Source organism: Ulvibacterium sp. (assembly GCF_028285715.1).
In the GTDB taxonomy this organism is placed as follows: Bacteria; Bacteroidota; Bacteroidia; order Flavobacteriales; family Flavobacteriaceae; genus Ulvibacterium.
The window spans coordinates 42737-66892 of the sequence record NZ_JANQOO010000003.1 but is presented as its reverse complement, the minus strand read 5'-3'; the positions used below and the strand labels follow the sequence as shown (position 1 = coordinate 66892).

The window sequence follows — 24156 nt, the reverse complement described above, 5'->3', positions numbered from 1 at the left end:
AAATGGCCACAATTGCTGTAAAAGATTTGGAAAAAGTATTTCCCGGGGCAGAGAGTGCCACGATTAAAAACGCCAATCTAAATATTAAGGATAAGGAATTTATCGTTCTCGTAGGTCCATCGGGATGTGGAAAATCAACATTACTCCGAATGATTGCAGGTCTGGAGGAGATAAGCGATGGAGAGCTTCAAATTAATGGAGAACGCATGAACGAACTGTCTCCAAAGGATAGGGATATTGCCATGGTCTTTCAGAATTATGCCCTATATCCCCATATGACCGTTTTTGATAATATGGCCTTTGGCCTAAAACTGCGAAAAACACCAAAAGACGAAATAAAGCAAAAGGTGGAACATGCGGCCAAGGTCTTAGGTATTACCCACCTACTGGATAGAAGACCTAAAGATATGTCCGGCGGGCAACGCCAAAGAGTGGCCATTGGACGATCTATAGTACGGAATCCAAAAGTATTTTTATTTGACGAGCCACTTTCCAATCTCGATGCAAAGCTACGTGTACAAATGAGGGCCGAAATAAAAAAGTTGCATAGACAATTGGATGCTACCATTGTATACGTTACCCATGACCAAATTGAGGCCATGACCATGGGAGATCGCATTGTGGTTTTAAAGGATGGCATAGTGCAACAGTTTGATACTCCTATGAATCTTTTCAACAATCCACAAAACAAATTCGTAGCAGGTTTTATCGGTAGTCCTTCCATGAATTTTTTACCCGGGAAAGTCATACAAAAAGAAGAAGCTACCTTTAAATCTAAATCTTTGGAATTTGCCATTCCAAAAGACTTAAGGCCCGGCCTAAAACCTTATATAGGTAAGGAAGTATTTTTTGGTTTCCGTCCCGAATACATCTATGATAAACAATTTGAAAAATCGAAAAGACTTTCAGAAAATATGGAAATAGTCGTAGACTCGGTAGAACCCATTGGAAGCGAAACTTTTGTATATTTCCACTTCATTGGAAATCCCGAGCACAGTTTTTGCTTTAGAAGCGACTCCCAGTTTAGTTATGGAATTGGGTCCGAAATATGTATTGGCGTAGATATAGAACGTCTAAGATTTTTTGATAAGGAAACCGAAAAAAGAATAATGTGAAAAGACTTGCAATTATATTGATCATGACATTAAGCCTAAGTGCAATAGCCCAAGAAAAGGGATGGACCATTTCCTCCGGGAAAGTCGAGAAGTATACCGGAATCGTTACGGCCAACGGTAGAATCGGTATTCTGCCAGAGGATAAGCCTTTTCAAACCAAATCAATTATTTTGAATAATGTCTATGACAAGGAATCGCCCCTAGGGGTTAGCAAAATCCTACTGGGAATGAACTTTGCCAATTTAGATTTGGAGATAGATGGCGAAAAGATAACAGAGGGAAACATAAGCGATTTTGAGCAGGTTCTGGATATGAAAACAGCCGCTTTTACCACCTCCTTTAACTTTAAGGACAAAGCTAAGATTACTTATACCATTTATGCACTTAGAAATGTTCAATACTCTGGTTATGTGGATATTAAATTAATTCCTACAAAATCAATTTCCGTTAAGGCAACTGGTAAGATCAGCACACCTGAAGAGTACTTGGAACCTCTTAGCACATTCCGGGTGTTACAAGATTTGGAGACTACGATGCCCATTCTTCAAACGGTGGCCAAGAGCAGATTGGGAAAACATACCGTGGGCACATCAGCCACTTTTATTTGGCATGCCATTAACTCCACCCGGGAACATCAGAGACCCAAGTTGGTCCATGAAAAAGTATCCGAATACGATAACCGGCTCTCCTTTGAAAAGGAACTCAAAAAAGGGGAGGAATTCGAGTTTGCCTGGACTGGTGCAGAGTGTAGTACTCAAGATTTTGAAGACCCTCAATCGGAATCGGAACGCTTTGTAATTTTTAATCTGCTCACACCTAGAAAAGATCTTTTGGACCAACACAAAAAACTATGGGCCGACTTATGGGAAGGGGACATTATTATTGAAGGTAATCTCCAGGATCAATTGGATGTTCGTTTAGCACTCTATCACCTTTACGCTTTCTCGCGAGGAGATTCGGATTTGAGTATTGCCCCAATGGGGCTCTCTTCCCAAAACTACAATGGACATATTTTTTGGGATACGGAATTGTGGATGTTTCCCCCTCTATTGATGCTCAATCAGGATATAGCCCGTTCACTGGTAAATTATCGATCGGATAGGCTGGGCAAGGCCAAGGAAAAAGCCATCAACTTTGGGTACAAAGGGGCCATGTTCCCCTGGGAAAGTGATGATACCGGTGAGGAGGCAACCCCGGCCTGGGCATTGACAGGGACTTTTGAGCATCACATTACCGCAGACGTATCCATTGCCTTCTGGAACTATTATCGGGTTACCAAAAATCTAGAATGGCTAAAGGAAAAAGGCTATCCCCTAATGAAGGAAGTGGCCGATTATTGGGTGAGTAGATCTACTAAAAATGAGGACGGTACACACAGTATCAAAAACGTGGTAGGGGCCAACGAATTCGCCCCGAACGTAGACGATAATGCCTTTACCAACGGATCCGCCATTACCGCTCTGGAGTTCGCCACCCTGGCAGCAAACAAAGTTGGGGAAAGGCCTAATCCGGAATGGGTAGAGGTAGCTTCCAAAATTAGGATATTGAAATTTCCGGATGGTACTACAAAGGAGCATGCCAACTATGAGGGTGAACGCATAAAACAAGCTGACGTAAATTTACTGACCTATCCATTGGATGTGGTCAATGACGAAACAACTGTTTTGAAAGATTTAAAATACTATGAGCCTAAATTAGCGGAGGAAGGCCCGGCTATGGGGCAATCGGTCTTCGCTGTGATTTATGCCCGCTTGGGCAATGCCAAAGAGGCATACCGTTTGTTCCGTAGAAGTTATGAACCTAACAAACGCCCTCCCTTTGGTGCCTTGGCGGAGGCGGCCACTAGTGACAACCCTTATTTTGCCACCGGGGCCGGGGGGATGCTGCAGGTAGTCCTTTTCGGCTTTGGGGGATTGGACATTACGGAAGAAGGTATCGTGCAAAAAAAACCCATCCTACCCAAGGAGTGGAAGTCGCTTACCCTAAAAGGGATAGGGTTAAAAAACGAGACATTTTTTGTTGAACATTAATCTGTATCGCTCTTTTCCTATCCGCTCACTACTTGAGACATTTTGACCATTCATTTCGTCTGCAGTCAGGCAAAAATAAAACCCCGCCAATAGTTATCGGGCGGGGTTCTCAATTTATATATAGTGGGGCATATTTTTGAGGTCCAGGTTAAAGAAAAAGCCTCGACCCTACATCGAGGCTTTTGTCAAAATCAAAAAACCAACCTAAACACATGAACTTATTTATGACACTAAGTAAAATTTCATAGCAATTTATTATAGAACAACCTACTTCTAAAATACCCTACCTAATAATTCATTTTTTTTTACCTTTAAGTATAAAGCATTGAAAATGAATACTGTTATTTGGAAAGAATTGTCGAAAGAGCTTAGAGACGGGGTAACTGAAAAGGGGCATCCTTTCCGTTATTGTACTATGGCTACCGTAGGTCTGGAGCGCATGCCTCGACTACGGACCGTTGTACTCAGAAAAGTATCGGATAATCTAGACCTTTCCATCTATACGGATCAACGTTCAAAAAAAATAATGCATATCAAGGAAAATAATAGAGTAAGCCTTCTCTTTTATCATCCCGAAAAAATGGTACAGATTAAAATCGAGGGGTTGGCGGGCATTCATACCGATCCCAAAACCCTGGAAAAACATTGGAACAAGATCAAGCCCGGAGGCCGAAAAGATTACACCACCTCCGAAGCGCCCGGAAGTGATATTTTAGATCCACATGCCGTGGAATACCTTGAGGATAACAATTATTTTTGCATGGTAGAAATTGAACCTTTCAAAATAGAGTACTTGAAACTGCAACAGCCTGGCCACCTGAGAATCAAGTATTCCAAAATAGACCATTCATGGAAAAGTGAATTTTTGGTGCCCTAGACCCAAAAAAGTACCCATCGGAAAAATACCATGTGAAATCAATAGGTCAACACCAAAAACTCCAGATGCAGGGGTTTTAGTTTTTTCATCAATAGGGGTATGAGATCATCGCCCAAATCCAAATAGAGTTCCGAAAAATTTAAGGTGCGTTCCTGAAGTGATTGGTTAGGGAAAAGTTCATTTTGGATTTTCGTAATCCGGCTCACATGATTCCCTAATTTTCGCTTTTGTGCCTTTAGTAGACGCTTTTCCAATTTATCCAACCCCTTTTTCTGTTTGACTTCCTGTGCCTTTACCGCACCCAAAAAGGACTTGTCCGTTTGTTCGGCCAAATCGTACAATGCCCTGAATTGCTCCTCCAGGTATTTTTTTTGGGGAGCAAAATCGATGTCAATATTGGAAATTTCCCGAATCTTCTTATTGATGAAACTGCTTTGTTTCAGGAACAGGTCGGCTGTTGACGTATTTAGGCGTTGTAGCTTTCCATACTGCTTTTTGCTGATTACCAAAGCAGAATTTCGCAAGGTCAGCATAGGAAAAGTTACGTGCATGGCCTCGAACGTGGATCGCAACTGCAACCAATAGGCCAATTCCCCTCCGCCTCCAATATAACATAGATTGGGCAGAATTACCTCTTGATACACCGGTCGCATAATCACGTTGGGCGAAAAACTTTCCGGATGGTCTGCAAGTTCTTTCAAAAGTTCCTCTTTTGAAAATTCTATCTCGGTTTCGTTTACATAAAATCTCCCTTCTTTTTCAATGATGCGTTCCCGAATACCATTGGTCAGATAAAAGTAATTGATTTCCCTTGGATTGACCTGAATACCGTATTTCGTTGGTAGTGCTTCCAATCCCGAAATCGTTTCAGATACCTTTTGAAACCCCGTCTTTTCCAAAATATCTTTTTTAACATAGGGAACCATCTGTCTTTTTAGCCCCACATCATCCCCATCAATGATTACCAATCCATATTCTCCAAAAAGAACGTTGGCCAAATATCTGGTGGCATCGGTAAGAGTATTGTGTTCCAAATACGCCTTTTTAAAGAGTTCTTTTAAGGTACTGGCGCTATGGTTATTTCCCAATTCATTCGCAAAGGCCTCGTAAACCTCCTCGAGCCCCATGGTAGATAAATGCCCAACGGCACCTCCTGGACGGTTATCCGGGTTCCATTGTATTTTTTTACCCTTAAAATTGAAAAAATTTATTTCTTCAAAATCGTGATCCTCTGTCGCCATCCAATAGATGGGCACAAAGTTGTATTTGGGATATGACGCTTTAAGTTCAAGGGTAAGGTTGATTGTAGAGATAATCTTGTACAAAAAATAAAGAGGCCCGGTAAAGAGGTTTAGTTGGTGCCCGGTAACGACGGTAAACGTAATCGGCTCCTTAAGTTGTCGGATATGGGTTTCCGTTTTTTTTGTAAGGTCAACCCCGTCATATTGTTTTTGAAGTGCCTCATAAAGTACTTCCCTATGTGACGGGGGAAATGTTTTGGCCTTTTCCTGTATCTGTTCCCTAAAGTTCTCCAAGTTCGGAAAGCGATGGTAAAAAGAACGAAGTGATTCTTTTTCCTTAAGATAATCACATATCAATTCCGAAAAATATCCCGTGCGATCAAAGGGAAGACATTCAATATCCATAGATTGGGTCAAAATACGCGTAAAGATAAAACTATCACTTTTTGGAGTTCCTAAAAATACGTTAAACCGAATTTAAGGCCTGTGATGGATTTTGGTACCGATTTTAGTCAATAATCGTTAGATTTGACACACTTCAAAATCTAATTCTTATTTTATGAAGCAATTTTTACTCACCTTATTGCTTGCCATCTTGCCTTTTTCGGTAGTTCCGCAGGACTTGAAATCGCCTTCTGAATTTTTGGGCTATCCGCTGGGAACCCAATTTACGAGACACCATCAGGTAGTAGATTACTACAAGTATTTGGCGGAAAAAGCACCCGATCGAATGCAATTCTTGGAATACGGTAAAACGAACGAAGGGCGACTTCTTTTTTTAGCCTACCTTTCCAGTGCGGAGAACATGGGAAATTTAGAGAATATCCGCACCGAGCATCTACGTAGCATGCGAGGTGAGGGAAATGCTTCAAAAGTTATCGTTTGGCTTAGCTACAATGTCCATGGCAACGAGAGTGTAGGTACAGAGGCTTCCATGAAGACTATCCATTCACTTTTGAAGGAAAACAGCGATTACCTAAAGAATACCGTGGTGATTATTGATCCTTGTTTAAATCCTGATGGACGTGACCGTTATGTTAATTGGTACAACCAATATAAGAATACACCTTATACTGTGGATCCCAACAGTACGGAACACCATCAGGGATGGTGGACGGGCCGCAGCAACCATTATATGTTCGACTTAAATAGGGACTGGGCCTGGCTTACACAAATGGAAAGCCGGCAACGCCTGAAAGTATACAACAAATGGTTTCCCCACGTACACGTAGATTTTCATGAACAAGGTGTTGACGAGCCCTATTACTTTGCTCCGGCAGCGGAACCTTATCATGAGGTAATTACCGCTTTTCAAAGGTCCTTTCAGATAGACATTGGAAAAAATCATGCTAAATATTTCGATGCTGAAGGATGGTTCTATTTTACCAAGGAATCCTTTGACCTGCTTTATCCCAGTTATGGGGATACGTATCCTACCTATAATGGTGCAATTGGAATGACCTATGAGCAGGGCGGTAGTGGAAGGGCCGGTTTAGGCATCATTACGCAAATTGGGGATACCTTAACCCTCAAGGATAGGATTGTACACCATCATACTACTGGATTATCCACAGTAGAAATTTCCACAAAGAATGCGGAGAAACTCATCACAGAATTCAAAAAGTTCTTCAAGAGCAAGAAATATAAATACAAGAGTTATCTTCTTAATGGAGAAAAGGACAAATTGAATGCCCTCGCCCAATTATTAGATCAACATCAAATTGAATATGGGTCCGGGAAAGGAGGTACTGCAAGAGGATTTCGATTTATGACAGGAAAAACGGGCAACATCAAAAACTCCGAAGAAAGTATGGTCGTCTCAACGGACCAACTCAAAGGCACTTTGGTAAAGGTACTTTTTGAACCTAGCACAAAATTAAGTGATTCCCTTACCTATGATATTACCGCTTGGTCCCTGCCTTATGCCTATGGTTTGGATGCCTTGGCCTCTGAGACGAAGATCGAGGCCAATACGGATAATCCTTGGAGAATGGATCCACCAAAAGAAAAAAGTGTCGCGAAAGATAACTACGCGTATGTGGCCCAGTGGAAGCATATGAAGGACGCCCGTTTTTTGGCCGAGCTTTTACAGGAAAAGATTCGGGTTCGTTATGCAAAAAAGCCTTTTGCCACAAACGGCAAAAAATATGAGCGCGGAAGTTTGATCATTACCAAAGGTGATAATGCCAACAACGCAAACTTCAATACCCTTTTAACCGAAATTGCCAATAAGCACCATATTACATTGGAGACAACAGATACGGGTTTTGTTGAAAGTGGTAAGGATTTTGGATCGGAATATGTACGTATGGTCCCTAAGGTAAAAGTCGCAATGCTATCCGGAGAGCCTACCTCTACCTTGCGGTTTGGTGAAATATGGCACTTCTTTGAGCGGCAATTGGGCTATCCGATAACGATTATCGATACGAGCTATTTGGAAAGTGTCGATTTGTCCGGATATGATGTCTTAATTCTACCCGGTGGTGACGGTTATACGGATTTCGCAGATGTTAAAAAATTACAACGCCTTAAAAAATGGGTGTCCAACGGAGGCCGACTTATCGCAATGGGCGGGGCTATCCAAGGCTTAGCCGTAGAAAATGGTTTTGGTCTCAAGCAAAGGGAGGCGCCAATGGATTCCATGGAAAACCTCTTCCCGTATGAGGAAACCGTACGTGAACAGTTAAGGAAGGAGATTAGGGGAGCTATTTTTAAGGCCAAGGTAGATCCAACGCATCCACTGGCTTTCGGATATGACGATATTTACTTTACCTTGAAGCAGGAAAGTTATGCCTACGAGTATTTGGACAGCGGTTCCGTGGTTTATCTAGAGCAAGGGGCCCAGGTACCTGTAGCCGGTTTTGCCGGTATCGAAGCCCAAAAAAAACTGAATCGCACCCTGGTCTTTGGGGTTGAAGCGCATGGACAGGGCAAGGTAGTTTATCTGGTGGATAACCCTCTTTTTAGGGGTTTTTGGGAAAATGGCAAACTCTTTATGGCCAATGCCTTGTTTATGTTGGAGTGATGGCAAGCATCCTAACAACAAACGGCTTATAAGATATTCTGAATACTCATATCCATTGGTTCTTTGTACCTTAACCAGGCATTTCTTTAAATCAAAGAATGAACAATGTACAGGACTTAAATATTGAGAAGGAAGTTTTACCCCTATTCAATTATTCGCTAAACTCCTTCACCAAGAAAGTAATTCTTGAAATATTAGAAACCCCTTTGGCATCTACTTACGAGATTTTAGAACGCCAAAATGTTCTCAGAGGATTTACCGCCAACCATGAAATTCTCCGGCAGTACTCCTATACCGTTCTGTACTTAAATGAAGTTCATTTTTTTCTTAACGATGCAAAAATTGAAGACTTATCCCAAAGAAAGTTTCGATACAGGTTATTCGCCTCTAAAAAGGAGAAAGCGAGCTACAAAAGTAAGCTTAATCAACTTGTATTATTTTTTCATCGCCTGGAATCAAAATATTTTATACGGTTAGACTTAGAACAGTTTCCAGAAGGCTATCGTACCGATATTAGGCGTATTTTGCAGTTTCTTTCGAACTTCGAGCTAAAAAAGTATGAAAACCTCGTAAGAGAGCATAGTTTGAAAGATAAACATGTAATTGATTTGACCGAAAAAATTAGCAAAGTCAAGGGGAAGGGAATGATTTCGACCTTTTGGCAAGACTTGTTCAGGTTTGAAGCGTTTCTTTCCATAAACCTTGGAATTCTTAAGTATGATTTTACTTTTCCAACTATCAACGAAAAAGGCATAAAGCTTGTTAGGTTTTATCACCCCTCAATAGATGAACCGGTCAAAAACAACTTTGAAACTACCAGTAACGTGATAGTTTTGAATGGTCCAAATATGTCGGGAAAGTCTACCTTTCTCAAAGCAGTTGGACTTTGTATGTATTTTGGGCATCTTGGATTAGGAATACCGGCATCTTCCGGAGAAATCCCCTTTTGCAATCATTTCTCCATTCAGATCAATAGAAGAGATGATATTTTAAAAGGTTACAGTCATTTTATGACCGAGGTGATGAACCTTAAAAACATTGTTGAAAATGCCCTTAACGGTGAGAAATGCTTTGCGGTTTTTGATGAGCTTTTTAGCGGTACAAACGTTGAAGATGGTTTCGAAATCTGTAAAACTACCATAAATGGTCTGAGCAAGTATGACAATTCTTACTTCATACTATCCACTCACATCCAACGATTGAAAAATGTTTCAAATGAAAAAGTCGCCAATTATTATATAGACTGTGAACTAATCGAGGGGAAACCCGAGTTTACCTATAAACTGAAGAAGGGTTGGTCCGACCTTAAAGTGGGCAGAATATTATTCGATAGGGAAGGACTGAACAAAATGCTGAATCCAGAATAAAAACTTGCGTAGGGAACTAAAGTTGATGAGTAATCCTTTCCTAACCCTCCAAAGCCTTTCTACAATACTCCAAACATTTGGCCACTTCCTTAACGGAGTTTGAATCCTGGGGCACCTCATATTCCAATTCAATGGAAACCGGGTAAGTGTATTTCTTATCCCGCATAAGTTGTAGCACCTCTACAATGGGAGTGTCCCCTTTTCCAAAGGGCAGATTGGCCTGTCCATTTTCAAGATTTTTTCTATCCTTTAAGTGCATGCTACTTATACGCTCATGTTTGCCCTGTATCAACTCCAAGGCATCGGTATAACCGGCAGCAATGTAATGGCCCAAATCCAGATTCATCATATTATGTTCGGATTGTTTTAAGGCTGTATCCCAAAAAGTCGGGGTTTGTTGGGTATGTCCGTGATACGCTACATTCATCCCATGTTTTGAGGCCATAGTACCTAATTTGCGTGTATGGATATCATTACCTGGCAACTCCAAGGTTACATGATCAGCTCCCAATACCTTGGCGGCCCGCAGACCATAATCAATCTCAGCATCGGTGTTTTTTACACCGAAGGCGTTTGGCTTAAAGGCATAAATATGAACTCCCTTGTCCGTATACATTTTTTTGAGCTCTTCAAACTTGCCCATGCCTACGGTTGAGCGCCAATCGGACACCACTTTTCTGTAATTCTCCAATTGGGATTTCATTTCCTCAAATTCCTTGATCTGATTCTGGGTAAGTTCACCGCTTTTACTTTTGCGCATCATACCATAAAAAGTCCTGCGATCCAAAGGATTTTTTGGCTTTCCGGCAAAATGCTCCACAGGGTCACCCATCAATTCAATGGCATTTAGACCGGCATCCAGTACATATTGCAAAGTGGCCTCGGCACTTTGGTCCGGCATATCCCTAAACGAGTAGGTGATGCATCCTATCTGCACCCCGTTTATCTTAGAGTCGTTTTGTTTATGCAGGGATAGAATTGAAGGTGCGCCAAAAACCAAAGGATCGCTTAATACGATTCCTGTCGCCAAAGCAGTGGAATTTTTTAGAAACTTACGCCTGGAACGAGTATGCCCTGGATTGTTCTTCATGGTATGGGATTTTGTTATCTTTAAAAGTAGCTATAAATCCAAAACCCTACAACTAGCCCTGTTTTTCTTGATTGCACCTGTTTTTTATTCGAATTTGGTATTTTGTCCGGATAGAGCTATTCCTCTTCATAACCTAGGTATGGCCTTGTGTTTTAGATCATAAAACAAAGAAAAAAGGCGGAACGTTGATAGTTCAAATAGGGAAATGTGTAAGTATATGATTTCAACACAATCAGGCCACACTTATTTTAAGGGTACTTTTAACATATAATCATCCGCAGCCATAAAAAGTGTTTTCTCATCAGTTGTAAAAGCGCAATTGGCCGTAGCCTGACCTGTATGTATTCGGGCAATGGCTTTGCCCGATAGGTCAAATATCCAAACTCCGCCCGGGCCTGTTGCAAAAAGATATCCGTCACTATGCATTTTCATGCCATCCGGTAATCCCTGCTGGCCCTCTTGGCCAATTAAAGGCGTAGTATCATAAAAAATTATTTTGTTGCTTACCATTCCCGGGGCGGTTAGATCGTATTGATACCATGTCGCATTTTCCGGATCGGAAACGGCCACGAAGAGTTTGGATTCGTCCGGGGACAACGCAATACCATTGGGTCGGGTCAATTGATCTACCAAAATAAGTTCACCCGATGTCTTTAGACAGTATACCCCCTGAAAATCCAGCGCTTTGTTCGGGTCATCCATTTGTTGTGGTAGCCCATACGGTGGATCGGTGAAGTATAGATTACCTTGGCTGTCAAAAACCCCATCGTTGGGACTATTGAACCGTTTGCCTTGATAATTGTCCGCCACAACCTCGTAATCGGGACTGGGAGAATCTAGCGAAGCCTTCATTCGCGCCACCCTTCGTTCGCCATGCTGCATCAGAACCAATTGCCCATTGGGATCTAAAAGTAATCCATTGGAGCCGGGTTCCTTTCCATCAAAAGCTTTACCCAAATAACCGGAAGGTTTTAAATATGTCGTCAAATCGCCACTCCCGTCAATTTTAAAAACCGTATTGTTAGGGATATCCGAAAATAATAGATAACCCCCCGAATCGATCCATAAAGGCCCTTCTGTCCATTTGAAACCACTACCGATTATTTCTATTTCACTATTTGCGTCAATGAGGTTCAGTGCCGCATCATCTAAAATTTCAATGGAAAAATGGTGATTTTCATGACAGGCCACCAGTACTAACGCTATTGGGAGGATAAGTCTTTTCATGATGTTCTTGATTATTGAGTTAGCGGCATCAAATCATGGTAAGATATCCTAAAATACACAATAATAAAAATTGACTTGGTTTCCCCTTGAAATCACTGCTGAATCCCGATTCCCAAAGTTTGTTCGTTCAGACATAAAAAAGGCACCGCCTAAACGGTGCCTTCCCACTCAACTAAACACTATCCCTATTTGGGCATCACTACATCCTCGATGATATGAATTACCCCATTGGAGGCCATTACATCGGTTTTGGCAATTTTACTATAGTTACCATTGGCATCTTTTAGAAAAATACCTCCATCCTTGTTCATTGCGGTCAATTTTGCACCGTTCAAGGTGGTCAGTTCCACCTTGCCCTTTCCTGCTTTCAGAGCGGCGACCACATCGCTGGCGGCCAATTTGCCAGAAACCACATGATAGGTAAGTATGGCACTAAGCTTTTCTTTGTTCTCTGGTTGCAATAGAGTATTTAGGGTATTGGAGTCAATTTTGGCAAAGCCCGAATTGACCGGGGCAAAAACGGTAAATGGGCCGTCTCCCTTTAAGGCCCCTACCAAATCAGCCGCTTTTAGTGCGGTGACCAAAGTTGAGAAGTCGTCTACGGAAACGGCTATGTCAACAATATCCTGGGATTTTTGGGCAGTTGCCCTAGTCGCAAGAAATAGGATTGAAATGGTGGTTAGTACAAAAGCTATTTTTTTCATGATTTTTTAATTTTAAGATTTAAATGATTCGTTTTTTTGCGCGCTTTCGTAATCATTTACACACCTTTTTCCGATTTGGATGAAGACCCTGGTTTTTTATCATATCTTTAACACCTCTGATTTTTGCCAATGGATGATGCCCTCCTTATTAAAAGAGTTCATGACCAAGACCAAAAGGCACTGTATCAATTGTATGACAAGTATTCCGGGGCCTTATTCGGTGTGATATTGCGCATGTGCCGAAATGAATCCTTGGCAGAGGATTTGCTTCAAGAAACCTTTATTAAGATTTGGAGGAATATTGGAAGCTATGATGAAACTAGGGGAAAGTTTTACACCTGGGCATACCGAATAGCTAAAAATACCACATTGAACGCGCTTCGGAAAAACGACTTGCTCATCCAAACCGAAGATTTAAGTGTATATGGTACTACAAGCCCAACCGAAACTACGCCAGATTATACAGAACTTAACGGTGCGTTGAAAAAACTAGAGCCCCACCATCAAGAAGCCCTGTCCCTAATATATTTTAAGGGATATACGCATCGGGAGGCACATACGGTAATGGGAGTGCCCTTGGGGACGTTTAAGTCATACATTAGTCAAGCCTTAAAGTCTTTAAGGAAAACCTATGGAAACGAACTTATGATGTTTTGGCTGTTAACCGAATTGATTTCAAATGGATAGAAAAAGGATACTTGAGGAAGGACTTTTGGAAAAATATCTGTTGCATGAGCTGACGGTTAGGGAACAATTTGCTGTTGAAAAAGCGTTGCAAGAGGATGCGGAACTGCAATCAAGATTCGAAATGTTGGAGGCGGATTTTGAACGAATGGCCTTTGAAAATGCCATTATACCGAACACTAGGGTAAAGGAATCACTTAAAACCCGTGTTGAAAGTGAACATACAAAGCAAAGCAATAATTGGCCCTTATTTGCTGCCGCAAGTATTGCCTTGATTTTTTTATCCACCTCATTTTGGCTTTTCACGAATTGGCAGGATGCCCAAAAAAATCTTGATACCATACAGAACCAAACGACCGATCTTCAAAAGCGTTTGAATCTATTGGAAGAAAAGACTGCAAGTACCGAAACACAACTCAATGTCATAAACAATGTAAATACAATCCCTTTTTTACTTAAGGGAAACGCAAAGCTTCCTGATGCCCATGCCGTTGCCTATGTAAATCACGAGGATAAATTGGTTATGGTGAATCCAAAAGGTTTACCTGAACTGTCCGATGATCAGACCTACCAGATGTGGAGTGATGTGAATGGGGAAATGATCAACATGGGATTGCTATCTCCCAATGAAGAATTGCTGGCCTTGCAATACATCAACAATGCGGAATCACTAAATATCACCATTGAACCGGCAGGAGGTAGTGAGCACCCCACGGTAGAAAATCTCATTTCCAACGTAATGCTTTAAACAGGCACTCCGTACAAATCAAAATCGGCGGCATCCATTATCTCAATGTCCGTAAAATCGCCAATCTTTACGTAATGCCTTGTAGCATCGATCAGTACCTCGTTGTCAACATCAGGGGAGTCAAATTCCGTTCGACCCACAAAGTAATTCCCTTCTTTTCGATCTATGATGCACCGGAAAGTCTTCCCTATTTTCTCCTGGTTCAGTTCCCAGGATATCTGGGACTGTATTTCCATAATTTCATTGGCGCGTTGTTGTTTTACTTCCTCGGGCACATCATCGACCAAATTAAAGGCGTGGGTGTTCTCCTCATGACTATAGGTAAAACAGCCCAAACGCTCAAACCGCATTTCCTTGACCCAATTTTTTAAAGTTTGGAAATCTCTTTCCGTCTCCCCGGGATATCCAACAATTAATGTTGTACGAATTGCCATTTTCGGAACGGCTGTCCTAAAGTCTTGAAGCAATCTCGTAGTTTTTGCCTGAGTGGTTCCCCTGCGCATGCTCCTTAGGACAGTGTCCGAAATATGTTGTAATGGGATATCGATATACTTACAGATTTTGGGTTCACGTTTCATGACTTCCAAAACGTCCATTGGAAAGCCGGTTGGAAAGGCATAATGCAAACGTATCCACTCAATACCCTCAACCTGGGCCAACCTTTGAAGTAATTCGGCCAGATTGCGTTTTTTGTAAAGGTCCAGGCCATAGTAGGTAAGATCCTGCGCGATGAGAATTAATTCTTTTACCCCCTTGGCAGCCAATTTTTGTGCCTCCGCCAATAACTCTTCAATAGGTTTGCTTTTGTGTTTTCCACGCATCAAAGGGATGGCACAGAATGAACAGGGTCGGTCACAACCTTCTGCGATCTTAAGATAGGCATAATTCTTTGGCGTGGTCGTTAAACGTTCACCGATCAATTCATGTTTGTAGTCCGCGCCCAAAGCCTTCAGCAGATTGGGAAGGTCACTTGTCCCAAAGTATTCGTCCACGTTCTGAATTTCCTTCTGCAAATCGGGTTTGTATCGTTCACTCAAGCATCCGGTAACAAATACCTTATCTACCTCACCTTCCTCCTTTTTCTGTACATACTGCAAAATGGTATTTACACTTTCTTCCTTGGCGTTGGCGATAAATCCACAGGTATTGATGACCACTACGTTACCTTCCTCTTCGTGAACCACTTCCTTGTCGTTGGCCCGTAATTGCCCCATGAGGACTTCTGAATCATAGACATTTTTGCTACAACCCAGAGTAACCACATTGATTTTGTTCTTCTTAATGGATTTTGTACGCATAATTAGTGCCCCCTACTTCCGGGCAGGTGCAAAAATACAACAAGGCCATGGAACAAATCTGTTTTGGAATGATTTCTTCATTTTAATTTGTCCGTACCTAACCTGCAAATCTCTTGTGGGCTACCTATTTTTACCCGGAAAACTCTAAAGTGTTAGGGACAGTAGGGCACTTTTGTTATACGATATCGATAGAAATTAAATAATACTACCATCAATTAACAGATTAGTCTGTATATTCTGCGTGAATAATTGCTACTTTTAAAGCCATGAGGATTTTTCTTACCCTTTTTCTGGTCCTTCCTTTTCTGAGCCATGCCCAACCTATGGTTTCCAAAGGGGAAAAAGAAATAATGGCTTTTGAAGTTGCCATTGAAAATGCGGTGGCCAATGGGGACATTGACTTTCTGGAAAAGGCCTATGCCAAGAATTTTGTTTTCACCCACGGCTCTGGAGATGCCCAGAATAAAGAGCAATGGTTAAACGATGTAAAAAAGGCCTCAGAGGAGGGAACTTATATTTCCAGGGTGGTCAACTCCCAAAACGTGACCTTGGGCAATGGTATAGCCATAATAAAGGGGAAAACTACCGTAACTAGAAAAAACAAGAATCCGTTTTGGATCCAGTACACAAGAATCTACAAAAAAGATAGTAATGACTGGCAACTATTATCCCATTTGACCACTAATCATAACTATACGGATTAGTGCCTTCCTCATATCCATTTTCTCACTTAGGCACGTCGTGGCGTCCCTGTGGGACCAAATAATCCAAACGCCTTTTCACTTGGCTATCCTTTACTACCACCATAGCTATTTTATCCGGATCCAAATTAAATGTATAGGCCGCATTTGAAGATTGCATCAGAACGATGGAATTTAATATAAGTAGTGCTTCGCTGGGTTTTTCACTTTCGTAAAGTGCCTTTGTCATTATTTCCACAGGACTGGATGCCCGGACAATTCCCAGAAATTCCGCTGCCCGCACCCTGTTGATCAATTCTGGATCGCTTTGCGCCAATTTACCGATTTGACTTGCCAATAACTTTGCTTTTTCCCGAAAACTACTAGATACGATAATAGTCCAATACCTTTCCCATGGATCCGCTGATTGAAGACCCGCTATCAGTTGGTCTTTTACTTCCACAAAAGGCGAAAGAGAAAGATCTGTAATGGCCATATAACGTTCAATCCTTTGCTGTTCTTCTTTTCCAAAAATCACTGGGTCGGTAAAAGCATCTTCAATCAAGTGGTGCTCAGGAAAAAAGGATAAATCCGGCATTCCCTTTACCCAAGCGTCCAATGTTTGCCGCATATCATCTTGCACATCCTCGTAACCTTTTTGGTTTGCTAGGTTGACCGTCTCAAAAGGATCGGCTTCCACATCAAATAACAATTCAGGTTGCCGTGGTTCAAAAAAGGCGGATTGCATTTTGTTAAGCTCACCTACGGCATACATGGCCCGCCATTCCTGATAGGCCAATTGTTTATAACGATAGTTGTTTACCAATCCATCCGGGTTAAAGGGCGTATAACTTCGGATGTACTTGAACTTTCCTTTTCGGACCGCCCGGACCATATCGTATTTTTCGTCAAAACGATCGGCATAGCTAAAGGTCACGTTCCGCATGTTTCTATCGTTCTTAGTAATCTTTGGACCCAAAAATGGCTTTCCATCCATATTCCCGGGAGTGGGAATTCCGGCTAGATTTAATACCGTGGGACCAAAATCCACAAAGCTGACAAAATCCTGAATCGTAGTTTTCATTGGCATATTTACCAGGTGTCTGTATTTTTTGGGAATATGGACAACCAGTGGTACATGTAAGCCGGTTTCATATAAATAGCCCTTACTGCCCGGTAAAACCCCACCATGATCTCCAAAATAAAAGATGAAAGTGTTGTCCATTAACCCATCCTTCCTCAGTTCGTCCAATACTTCGCCCACCTTGTTGTCCATAGCGCGCACTTTATCCCGATAATAGGCATTCGTATAGGCAAAGGTTCGGGTCTGTGGATGGTTGGGTTGAATTTCAAATGAATTTTCGCTCGTCTTGGTTACAATGGAATCCATTTCTTGGGATGAAAAATGTAAACCGGATTCATGGGAAATACCAATATTAAATACGTGAAAAAAGGGTTGGTCCCCTTCCCTATTCTGCCAAGTGGCCTCTCCAGAGGATTCGTCCCATACTCCTTCACCCTCGATGATATTGTAATCCTTTTTTTGATTGTTGCTTGCAAAATAACCTGCCTCCCGCAAATACCAAGGAAACATATGTAGCGAATCCGGCATGGGCACCGGGATATATTTTCTATGGAACTGTGTTCCGATCCTGGGGGCATAACATCCAGAAATCAAAGTAGATCTTGCCACACTACATACCGGGGCATTGGAAAATGCCCTTGTAAAAACAAGACCCTCCTCGGCCAATGATTCAATATTAGGAGTGGAAACCCCATTTTCATCGAAAAGCTTAAGATAATGCTTAGAATTATCCTCGGAGGTAATCCATAGGATATTTGGAGGTGGAAGTTCCTCATTTTCCAATTGACAGGCCAACAATATCCCTAACAAAAACAGGGATACCGAAATGTGCAGAAATGTGTAATACCTCATTTTTTCCATAGCATTGATTTTTGTTGGCGCAGGTCATCTATTATCAAGGATTACAGAAAGGCATCAAAGAAAAGCCACTTAATTAATCACTACATCAAGATGGCAAGGCCCCCGAGGTCCAAACAAAATGAACTTTGTCACAAGATAGCAATAATACCCTTGCATCACTTTCACCTATATCCGAGGCACCCAGGTTTAATGGGTATTACCAAAACGATGGACTACTTGATTATGGTAATAATATCCGTATTTTCAATTTCATTGCCATTGAGACGAGTACCGGTGGTGAAGGTCTGCGTACCACAACATCGTTCACTATTCCGTTCAGCCAATTCAAAACTTAAGGTTTCTATCTCACTCTCCGATAAAACCACTTGGTATTCCATAACATCTTCTGCCAAAAAAAACTGTAATGTGCCCGTGCCTTCATCGATTAAAACCGGTGATAATTCTTCATTACCGTTTCTTATTGAAACATTCTCAGGATTATAGATAGCGTCATCACCAAACAAGAGATTTGTTCCGGAGGCGTTTACCAGAAGGATATTCTTGGAAGTCAAATCAAGACAATCGTTACATCCGTCATTGCATGCCGTACAAAAACTTGTTAGCGTAATTAATAAGAACAAAGCAATCTTGAAGTTGGGGCTGTTTTCCATATCAATCGTTTTTCATTAGTTGAAAAACCGTATAAATCGTTGCGTTAAAATCCGTAATAAATCATATTTTACTAATTTACTTATCATATAAACCTTTTCCTTTTAGAGTTTTTCCGATACTTTTTTCAATTCTTTACGTAAGGGCCTTAGACTGCTCAAGTGCAGAACAATGAAGTATGTATCCTCTTTGTGGTGCCGGTGGCAGTGCCCTATTTCTATTTCAAACTAAACATTTGAGGGTATTACTTTGTAACTCGATACATAGTTGCATACGTCTTTGCGTCTATAAATGTACTTTCTGACTTCAGTATAGAACGAAGTTTTTGTGAAACGGTCTCGTAAAGATCATTCTCCCCTAAAGATTGAAGTAGCCGATTGTAATTGTCTTTATATGAAAGCAATAGGTGTGAGATATCAGATATCGCTATTTCCATTGACACCTTTCCCTGCACTTCCTTTTCTACATTTATATGCTTTTTATTCAATCCGTCGAAGTTTACGAGGTGATCATAATCAGATCCCTGTACAACCAAAGGTTCCAAATTTAGTTTCACATGTAAGGAATCCAATGACAATTCAAAATCATAGATAATTACCAAGGAAGCATTCTTACCTATTCGTACAACTTCGTTCAACAAATGCTGTGATTTTCCATAATATAGGGAACCGGCAAAAGTAGTGATATCAAAGAAGTTATCCGGAAAGTCGAAATTTTGGCCGTCGTAGTGACTATATGCTATCTTGGGATGTGCTATTGATTTTTCCAACATCTCCTTTCCAGGTTCGATTCCGTGGACTTTTTTACAAAAATTGGTCAATGCAATGGAAGATTGCCCTGTTCCGCAACCCACATCCAACCCCAAGGAATACTCCTTGCCCTCATTCAAACATGCCTTTAAAATCGGCAAATGCAACAGTGGTCGAAAAGCCGCATAATGAAATGCCGTAATTTGATCATATTCTTCCGCCATGACTTTTTGTTTTTACGGTTTTGGAGTGTGAGTTACGGTTTTACCTATTGAAATTTGCCAACATAGATAGTAAAAAGGACGTTTTATTGCCCAATATAAACTTATGAGCCGCTTATAGCGTTGTGCCTATAAATCACCCTTATAGGGTATTGGGTATAAGTATAGTTTTTCAATCTAGTCCTCCTAGAAAAGTAAATTGTCCAAGATGAGGTCTGAAATGGAGACCATGCCTATATATTCCCCATTTTCCTCTACGGGAGCCATTCGGAATCCCACTTTCATCAATAGACTGGCCACGTAGCGTACCTCCATGTCAGCGGGAACACTTATGACCGGTTTGGTCATAATTTCAAACACATTTACCTCTTCGGAAGTCTTGTCCGGAATAATAACCCCCTTGATCAAATCGTGTATCAGTACAATTCCGTAGGCATCCTGCGGATGTCGTTTCTTAACGATCAAGGCCTCCACCCCTTCTTTCCGCATCAACTCCACGGCTTCCTTAGCCGTGGCCATCCCATCCACTAAAACTACGCGTTTGGTCATAACGTCCTTTGCCGCCTGAAATCCTCTTTTTGTATCCATGTTTGCTCTTATTAATGCTTAATCTGTGTTTCCCTAAATTACGGAATGTACTAAAAATACTTGTCTCTGGCCTGGTCCTTAAACTTCTTCATTTGACTTTCCAAACCGGCAATGTGCTCTATTGGCAAGACAAAGGCAATTCCAGTTCCTGGCTTATCAAATCTACCGGCCTCTTGGATAACCTTTAAAAGATTTTCCACCACGTGTTCCTCTACCAAAAACACAATGATATCCGTCTTGTCTTCGATACTTAGTCCAAAAAAGGATTTCGCTTCGTGAATTCCGGTACCCCTAGCGGGGATAATAGTAGCTCCCGTGGCTCCTGCCTCCTTCATGGCATCCACAACATCATCACAGATATTGGGTTTAACAAATGCCATAATCAATTTAAACTGCATCTTTCTCCATTTTAATTTTTAATATTCTGTTTTTTAAGCTCATAACCTGTGCGTAGCCCAATACGGTGATGATCGGGAACAAGCTGGCAAAGGCGATGAGGCCAAATCCGTCCACAGCGGGATTCCTGCCCGGCACGGCGCTAGACAACCCAAGCCCAAGGGCTGCTACTAGGGGAACAGTAACGGTGGAGGTGGTAACCCCTCCGGAGTCGTAGGCTATCGCAATGAGTCGTTTTGGTGCAAAGATAGTCTGTACAATTACCACCATATACCCTGCCATAATATATACGAACAATGGTGTTCCGGTCACTATACGAAACGTTCCCAAGGCCAAGGCGAAGGCCACACCCAAGGCCACGGTAATCCTTAACCCCCACGGGCTAATGGTCCCTGCGGAAACTTCGCCGGCCTTAATGGCAACGGCGATAAGGGACGGTTCCGCAATGGTAGTAGAAAATCCAATCAAAGCAGCAAAAATATAAATCCAGTAATACGATCTCCAATCCGTCAACGCATTTCCACCCGCTGCTATAAAAGCGGGATCGGACAATTGTGTGGCCATAATCTTTCCAAGAGGAAAAAGTGCCTTTTCCAGCCCCATAAGGAACAAGGCTAGTCCGATCACCACATATATTCCTCCCAGGATAACCTTCTTTAAATGGGGAATCGGTTGTTTTAGTACCACCAATTGAAAGAAAACGATCAATAGGAGAATGGGCATTACATCCCTAATGGTGTATATTAAAATCCATACAAAATCCACAACAAAGTCGAACATGGGCATGTATTTAACTAAACCAAAATAATCCGTATGCCATAACAAAGACCATAGGCAAAAGTGATGCGAAGGCAATAAGGCCAAAACCATCCAAAAGTGGGCTCCTACCCTTAATTACGGTGGCCAAACCAACACCAAGAGCCGTTACCAGTGGTACTGTAATGGTGGAGGTCGTAACCCCGCCGGCATCATAGGCCAAACCTATGATTTCCGAAGGGGCGATAATAGTCATCAACATTACCAATACATATCCACCTATAATCAGATAATATAGCGGCCAACCCTTAAGGATACGCAATACACCAATAACAATGGCCAGGCCTACGGAAAAAGCCACTGCCAGGCGTAGACCAAAGGCATAGATATTCATTGTGCTTTGATCATTCTTGATCAAGCCAGCACCGGATGATATCTCCGAGGCCTCTTTGGCAACGGCTATCAACGCCGGTTCAGCAATAGTAGTTGAAAAACCCAAGGCAAAGGAAAAAATCAACAACCAAAAAAGACTTCCTTTCTTTGCCAGCGCATAGGCCATGGCCTCCCCTATGGGAAATAATCCAATTTCCAGCCCCTCGATAAAAAGCATTAGGCCCACTATGACGAACAAAATGCCTATTATCACCTCGCCAATCTCCGGGAATGGCTGTTGAATAACTGCGGTTTGAAAAAAAACAACAACTACAATTATTGGAATCAGATCCGTGACGGCGGCCCAAAGCTTTTTTGATATGTCCAGAATATAGGCCTTATACATATGGCCTTTTCCGTTTTACCCAAAACCTTTTTATACCCATTCCCGTTGAAAATTATCCCGTTGTTCTATAATTGGTCTTTTAAGCATCCATTGCCCCACCTAAAAGCACCACGGCGCAACATTTATCCCTTTCTTAAACCTTAAAAAAGGAGTCCACAAATTCATATTTATTGAAAACCTGAAGATCCTCCATACCTTCACCGACCCCGATATATTTAACGGGAATCTGAAACTGGTCCGAAATGCCTATGACCACCCCACCCTTTGCAGTTCCGTCCAATTTGGTGACCGCCAATGCGGTTACTTCCGTAGCCTTGGTAAACTGTTTGGCCTGTTCAAAGGCGTTTTGCCCTGTAGAGCCATCCAGCACCAATAGAACCTCATGTGGGGTATCATCGACTACTTTTTGCATCACCTTTTTTACTTTGGTCAGTTCGTTCATCAAATTCACCTTGTTGTGCAGGCGACCCGCCGTATCGATAATTACAACATCGGCACCTTGGGAAACCGCCGAACTCAGCGTGTCAAAAGCGACAGAAGCCGGATCGCTGCCCATCTTTTGCTTTATTATGGGCACATCCACTCGATCCGCCCAGACTTGCAATTGATCTATGGCCGCGGCACGAAAGGTATCAGCAGCGCCCAACACCACCTTGAGCCCTTGTTCTTTGAATTGATGAGCCAATTTTCCTATGGTCGTTGTCTTCCCGACACCATTGACGCCTACTACCATGATAACAAAAGGTTTTTTATCCACGGGGATATGGTATTCTGCTTCTTCCCCGGTATGGGTTTCGGATAGCAGACCGGCAATTTCCTCCCTTAGAATAGTGTTCAACTCATCAGTCCCCATATATTTGTCCCTGGCTACCCTGGCTTCGATACGCTCAATGACTTTTAAGGTAGTGTCCACACCAACATCGGATGTCACCAAAACCTCTTCCAGATTATCCAATACATCATCATCTACCCTGGATTTACCGGCCACTGCCTTGCTCAATTTGGAGAAAAAATTGGTCTTGGTCTTTTCCAGGCCCTTGTCCAAAGATTCCTTTTTCTTTGCGGAAAATATGTTTTTGAATAAGCTCATACGTCTTAAAGAATGCTTTTTTCAAAGATATGAAAGTAAATGGCGTAAACCCAAGGGAAAGTCCCCTGTACATGACGGGAAAATTACGCCAATAGGTAGGTGCTGATATTGAAAAGCCCAGGTCGATTAAGCCTTGTAACAATCGTGAGTTACGCTAGGTTTGTACCAAATCCCATATGCTGAAACATAACTGTGGTTCATAAAAAAAGCCGTCCCCTATTTGGAGGACGGCTTTTCTAACCTATATATGATTTTTCTTATTTCTTGGCAATCCATTCATTCACCAACTCCGGTGGCATTACGGATTCTACAAAAGTATAGGCCCCCGTTTTAGGCGATTTTACCATTTTTATTGCCTTGGTCAATCTTTTTGAAGTGGATTGTAAAGTTGCTACCGTTTTCTTTGCCATGACTTGTACTATTATCTATTTTCCCAAATGGAAAACTACTTAATTTCTTTATGAACCGTTACTTTTCGAAGAATTGGATTGTATTTCTTAATTTCTATGCGCTCCGGAGTGTTCTTCTTGTTCTTTGTGGTAATGTACCTAGAGGTACCGGGAACGCCCGAATTCTTATGCTCTGTACACTCTAAGATAACCTGTACCCTATTTCCCTTCTTTGCCATTGTATTATTTTATAAATCCTTGTGCCCTAGCTTCCTTCAAAACAGCGGAAATCCCTTTTTTATTGATGGTTTTCAATGCTTTGGCCGAAACCTTTAATGTAACCCAACGATCTTCCTCAGGAATATAGAAACGCTTTTTGGAAAGGTTTACGTTAAACCTTCTTTTCGTTTTATTGATGGAAAACGAAACGTTGTTTCCGAACATTGCCCTCTTACCCGTAATTTCACAAACTTTTGACATTGCGCTGGATTTTTCTTTAAACAGGGTGCA

General features: G+C 41.8%; 24 protein-coding genes. 8 read left to right on the top strand and 16 right to left on the bottom strand.

Annotated elements, in window-relative coordinates:
- Window positions 1–2: 2 nt before the first annotated feature.
- The 3 genes from Q0993_RS00325 (at window position 3) to Q0993_RS00315 (ending at window position 4022) form a co-directional block, all read left to right on the top strand.
- The gene (locus Q0993_RS00325) at window positions 3–1115 is read left to right on the top strand and encodes an ABC transporter ATP-binding protein (RefSeq protein WP_299528638.1); all 1113 of its coding nucleotides are present in this window, start codon (window positions 3–5) and stop codon (window positions 1113–1115) included.
- Window positions 1112–3145: a glycoside hydrolase family 65 protein gene (locus Q0993_RS00320; RefSeq protein ID WP_299528636.1), complete on the top strand. Its 2034-nt coding sequence runs from the start codon at window positions 1112–1114 to the stop codon at window positions 3143–3145. The genes Q0993_RS00325 and Q0993_RS00320 overlap by 4 nt, the downstream gene beginning before the upstream one ends.
- Before the next feature lie 331 nt (window positions 3146–3476).
- Window positions 3477–4022: a pyridoxamine 5'-phosphate oxidase family protein gene (locus tag Q0993_RS00315; RefSeq protein ID WP_299528633.1), complete on the top strand. Its 546-nt coding sequence runs from the start codon at window positions 3477–3479 to the stop codon at window positions 4020–4022.
- A 38-nt stretch (window positions 4023–4060) separates the two neighbouring features.
- On the opposite strand, the gene bshC is transcribed toward Q0993_RS00315, so the two are convergent.
- Window positions 4061–5668 carry a bacillithiol biosynthesis cysteine-adding enzyme BshC gene (gene bshC, locus Q0993_RS00310; protein ID WP_299528630.1) on the bottom strand — a complete coding sequence of 536 codons (1608 nt, stop codon included), beginning with the start codon at window positions 5666–5668 and terminating at the stop codon, window positions 4061–4063.
- A gap of 154 nt (window positions 5669–5822) precedes the next feature.
- Between bshC and Q0993_RS00305 the strand changes: the two genes are divergently transcribed.
- Together Q0993_RS00305 and Q0993_RS00300 are read left to right on the top strand one after the other, a co-directional pair.
- Complete coding sequence (locus tag Q0993_RS00305) at window positions 5823–8288, top strand: M14 family metallopeptidase (RefSeq protein ID WP_299528627.1); 2466 nt, start codon at window positions 5823–5825, stop codon at window positions 8286–8288.
- Window positions 8289–8386: 98 nt separating this feature from the next.
- Window positions 8387–9655, top strand: coding sequence for a hypothetical protein (locus Q0993_RS00300; RefSeq protein WP_299528624.1), 1269 nt, complete (start codon window positions 8387–8389; stop codon window positions 9653–9655).
- Window positions 9656–9695: 40 nt separating this feature from the next.
- Here Q0993_RS00300 and Q0993_RS00295 read toward each other — a convergent pair whose 3' ends face one another.
- The 3 genes from Q0993_RS00295 to Q0993_RS00285 form a co-directional block, all read right to left on the bottom strand.
- Entirely contained in the window at window positions 9696–10745 is a 1050-nt protein-coding gene (locus Q0993_RS00295) for a TIM barrel protein (protein ID WP_299528621.1), read from the bottom strand.
- 243 nt (window positions 10746–10988) lie between these two features.
- Entirely contained in the window at window positions 10989–11972 is a 984-nt protein-coding gene (locus tag Q0993_RS00290; RefSeq protein WP_299528618.1) for an SMP-30/gluconolactonase/LRE family protein, read from the bottom strand.
- Window positions 11973–12157: 185 nt separating this feature from the next.
- A complete protein-coding gene (locus Q0993_RS00285) occupies window positions 12158–12676 on the bottom strand; it encodes a fasciclin domain-containing protein (protein ID WP_299528615.1) in 519 nt (172 codons plus the stop codon).
- A gap of 129 nt (window positions 12677–12805) precedes the next feature.
- Between Q0993_RS00285 and Q0993_RS00280 the strand changes: the two genes are divergently transcribed.
- Together Q0993_RS00280 and Q0993_RS00275 are read left to right on the top strand one after the other, a co-directional pair.
- On the top strand, window positions 12806–13363 hold the full coding sequence (locus Q0993_RS00280) for a sigma-70 family RNA polymerase sigma factor (protein WP_299528612.1): 558 nt from the start codon (window positions 12806–12808) through the stop codon (window positions 13361–13363).
- A complete protein-coding gene (locus Q0993_RS00275) occupies window positions 13356–14108 on the top strand; it encodes an anti-sigma factor (RefSeq protein WP_299528609.1) in 753 nt (250 codons plus the stop codon). The genes Q0993_RS00280 and Q0993_RS00275 overlap by 8 nt, the downstream gene beginning before the upstream one ends.
- Here the strand turns inward: Q0993_RS00275 and rimO are convergent.
- On the bottom strand, window positions 14105–15406 hold the full coding sequence (rimO, locus tag Q0993_RS00270; protein ID WP_299528606.1) for a 30S ribosomal protein S12 methylthiotransferase RimO: 1302 nt from the start codon (window positions 15404–15406) through the stop codon (window positions 14105–14107). The two genes, Q0993_RS00275 and rimO, sit on opposite strands and share 4 nt — an antisense overlap.
- A 266-nt stretch (window positions 15407–15672) precedes the next feature.
- Here rimO and Q0993_RS00265 point away from each other — a divergent pair, with 266 nt between their 5' ends.
- Window positions 15673–16110, top strand: coding sequence for a nuclear transport factor 2 family protein (locus tag Q0993_RS00265; protein ID WP_299528604.1), 438 nt, complete (start codon window positions 15673–15675; stop codon window positions 16108–16110).
- Between the two features lie 22 nt (window positions 16111–16132).
- Here the strand turns inward: Q0993_RS00265 and Q0993_RS00260 are convergent, their stop codons facing one another.
- The 11 genes from Q0993_RS00260 to rpmB form a co-directional block, all read right to left on the bottom strand.
- The gene (locus Q0993_RS00260) at window positions 16133–18031 is read right to left on the bottom strand and encodes a sulfatase (protein ID WP_299528601.1); all 1899 of its coding nucleotides are present in this window, start codon (window positions 18029–18031) and stop codon (window positions 16133–16135) included.
- A 212-nt stretch (window positions 18032–18243) separates the two neighbouring features.
- A complete protein-coding gene (locus Q0993_RS00255) occupies window positions 18244–18681 on the bottom strand; it encodes a hypothetical protein (protein WP_299528598.1) in 438 nt (145 codons plus the stop codon).
- Between the two features lie 242 nt (window positions 18682–18923).
- Complete coding sequence (locus Q0993_RS00250) at window positions 18924–19652, bottom strand: class I SAM-dependent methyltransferase (RefSeq protein ID WP_299528595.1); 729 nt, start codon at window positions 19650–19652, stop codon at window positions 18924–18926.
- Window positions 19653–19835: 183 nt separating this feature from the next.
- Window positions 19836–20237 (bottom strand): CBS domain-containing protein, encoded by a 402-nt coding sequence (locus tag Q0993_RS00245; protein ID WP_299528592.1) that lies wholly within the window; start codon window positions 20235–20237, stop codon window positions 19836–19838.
- 50 nt (window positions 20238–20287) lie between these two features.
- Window positions 20288–20635 (bottom strand): P-II family nitrogen regulator, encoded by a 348-nt coding sequence (locus tag Q0993_RS00240; protein ID WP_299528589.1) that lies wholly within the window; start codon window positions 20633–20635, stop codon window positions 20288–20290.
- Entirely contained in the window at window positions 20625–21413 is a 789-nt protein-coding gene (locus tag Q0993_RS00235) for a DUF1538 domain-containing protein (protein WP_299528586.1), read from the bottom strand. The genes Q0993_RS00240 and Q0993_RS00235 overlap by 11 nt, the downstream gene beginning before the upstream one ends.
- A gap of 10 nt (window positions 21414–21423) precedes the next feature.
- Window positions 21424–22167, bottom strand: a complete 744-nt coding sequence (locus Q0993_RS00230) for a DUF1538 domain-containing protein (RefSeq protein ID WP_299528583.1) — start codon at window positions 22165–22167, stop codon at window positions 21424–21426.
- 133 nt (window positions 22168–22300) lie between these two features.
- The gene (ftsY, locus tag Q0993_RS00225) at window positions 22301–23257 is read right to left on the bottom strand and encodes a signal recognition particle-docking protein FtsY (protein ID WP_299528580.1); all 957 of its coding nucleotides are present in this window, start codon (window positions 23255–23257) and stop codon (window positions 22301–22303) included.
- Window positions 23258–23514: 257 nt separating this feature from the next.
- The gene (locus Q0993_RS00220; protein WP_299528577.1) at window positions 23515–23667 is read right to left on the bottom strand and encodes a DUF4295 domain-containing protein; all 153 of its coding nucleotides are present in this window, start codon (window positions 23665–23667) and stop codon (window positions 23515–23517) included.
- A 35-nt stretch (window positions 23668–23702) separates the two neighbouring features.
- Window positions 23703–23885, bottom strand: a complete 183-nt coding sequence (gene rpmG, locus Q0993_RS00215) for a 50S ribosomal protein L33 (protein WP_120714000.1) — start codon at window positions 23883–23885, stop codon at window positions 23703–23705.
- 4 nt (window positions 23886–23889) lie between these two features.
- Window positions 23890–24126, bottom strand: coding sequence for a 50S ribosomal protein L28 (gene rpmB, locus Q0993_RS00210; protein ID WP_299528566.1), 237 nt, complete (start codon window positions 24124–24126; stop codon window positions 23890–23892).
- Window positions 24127–24156: the final 30 nt, after the last annotated feature.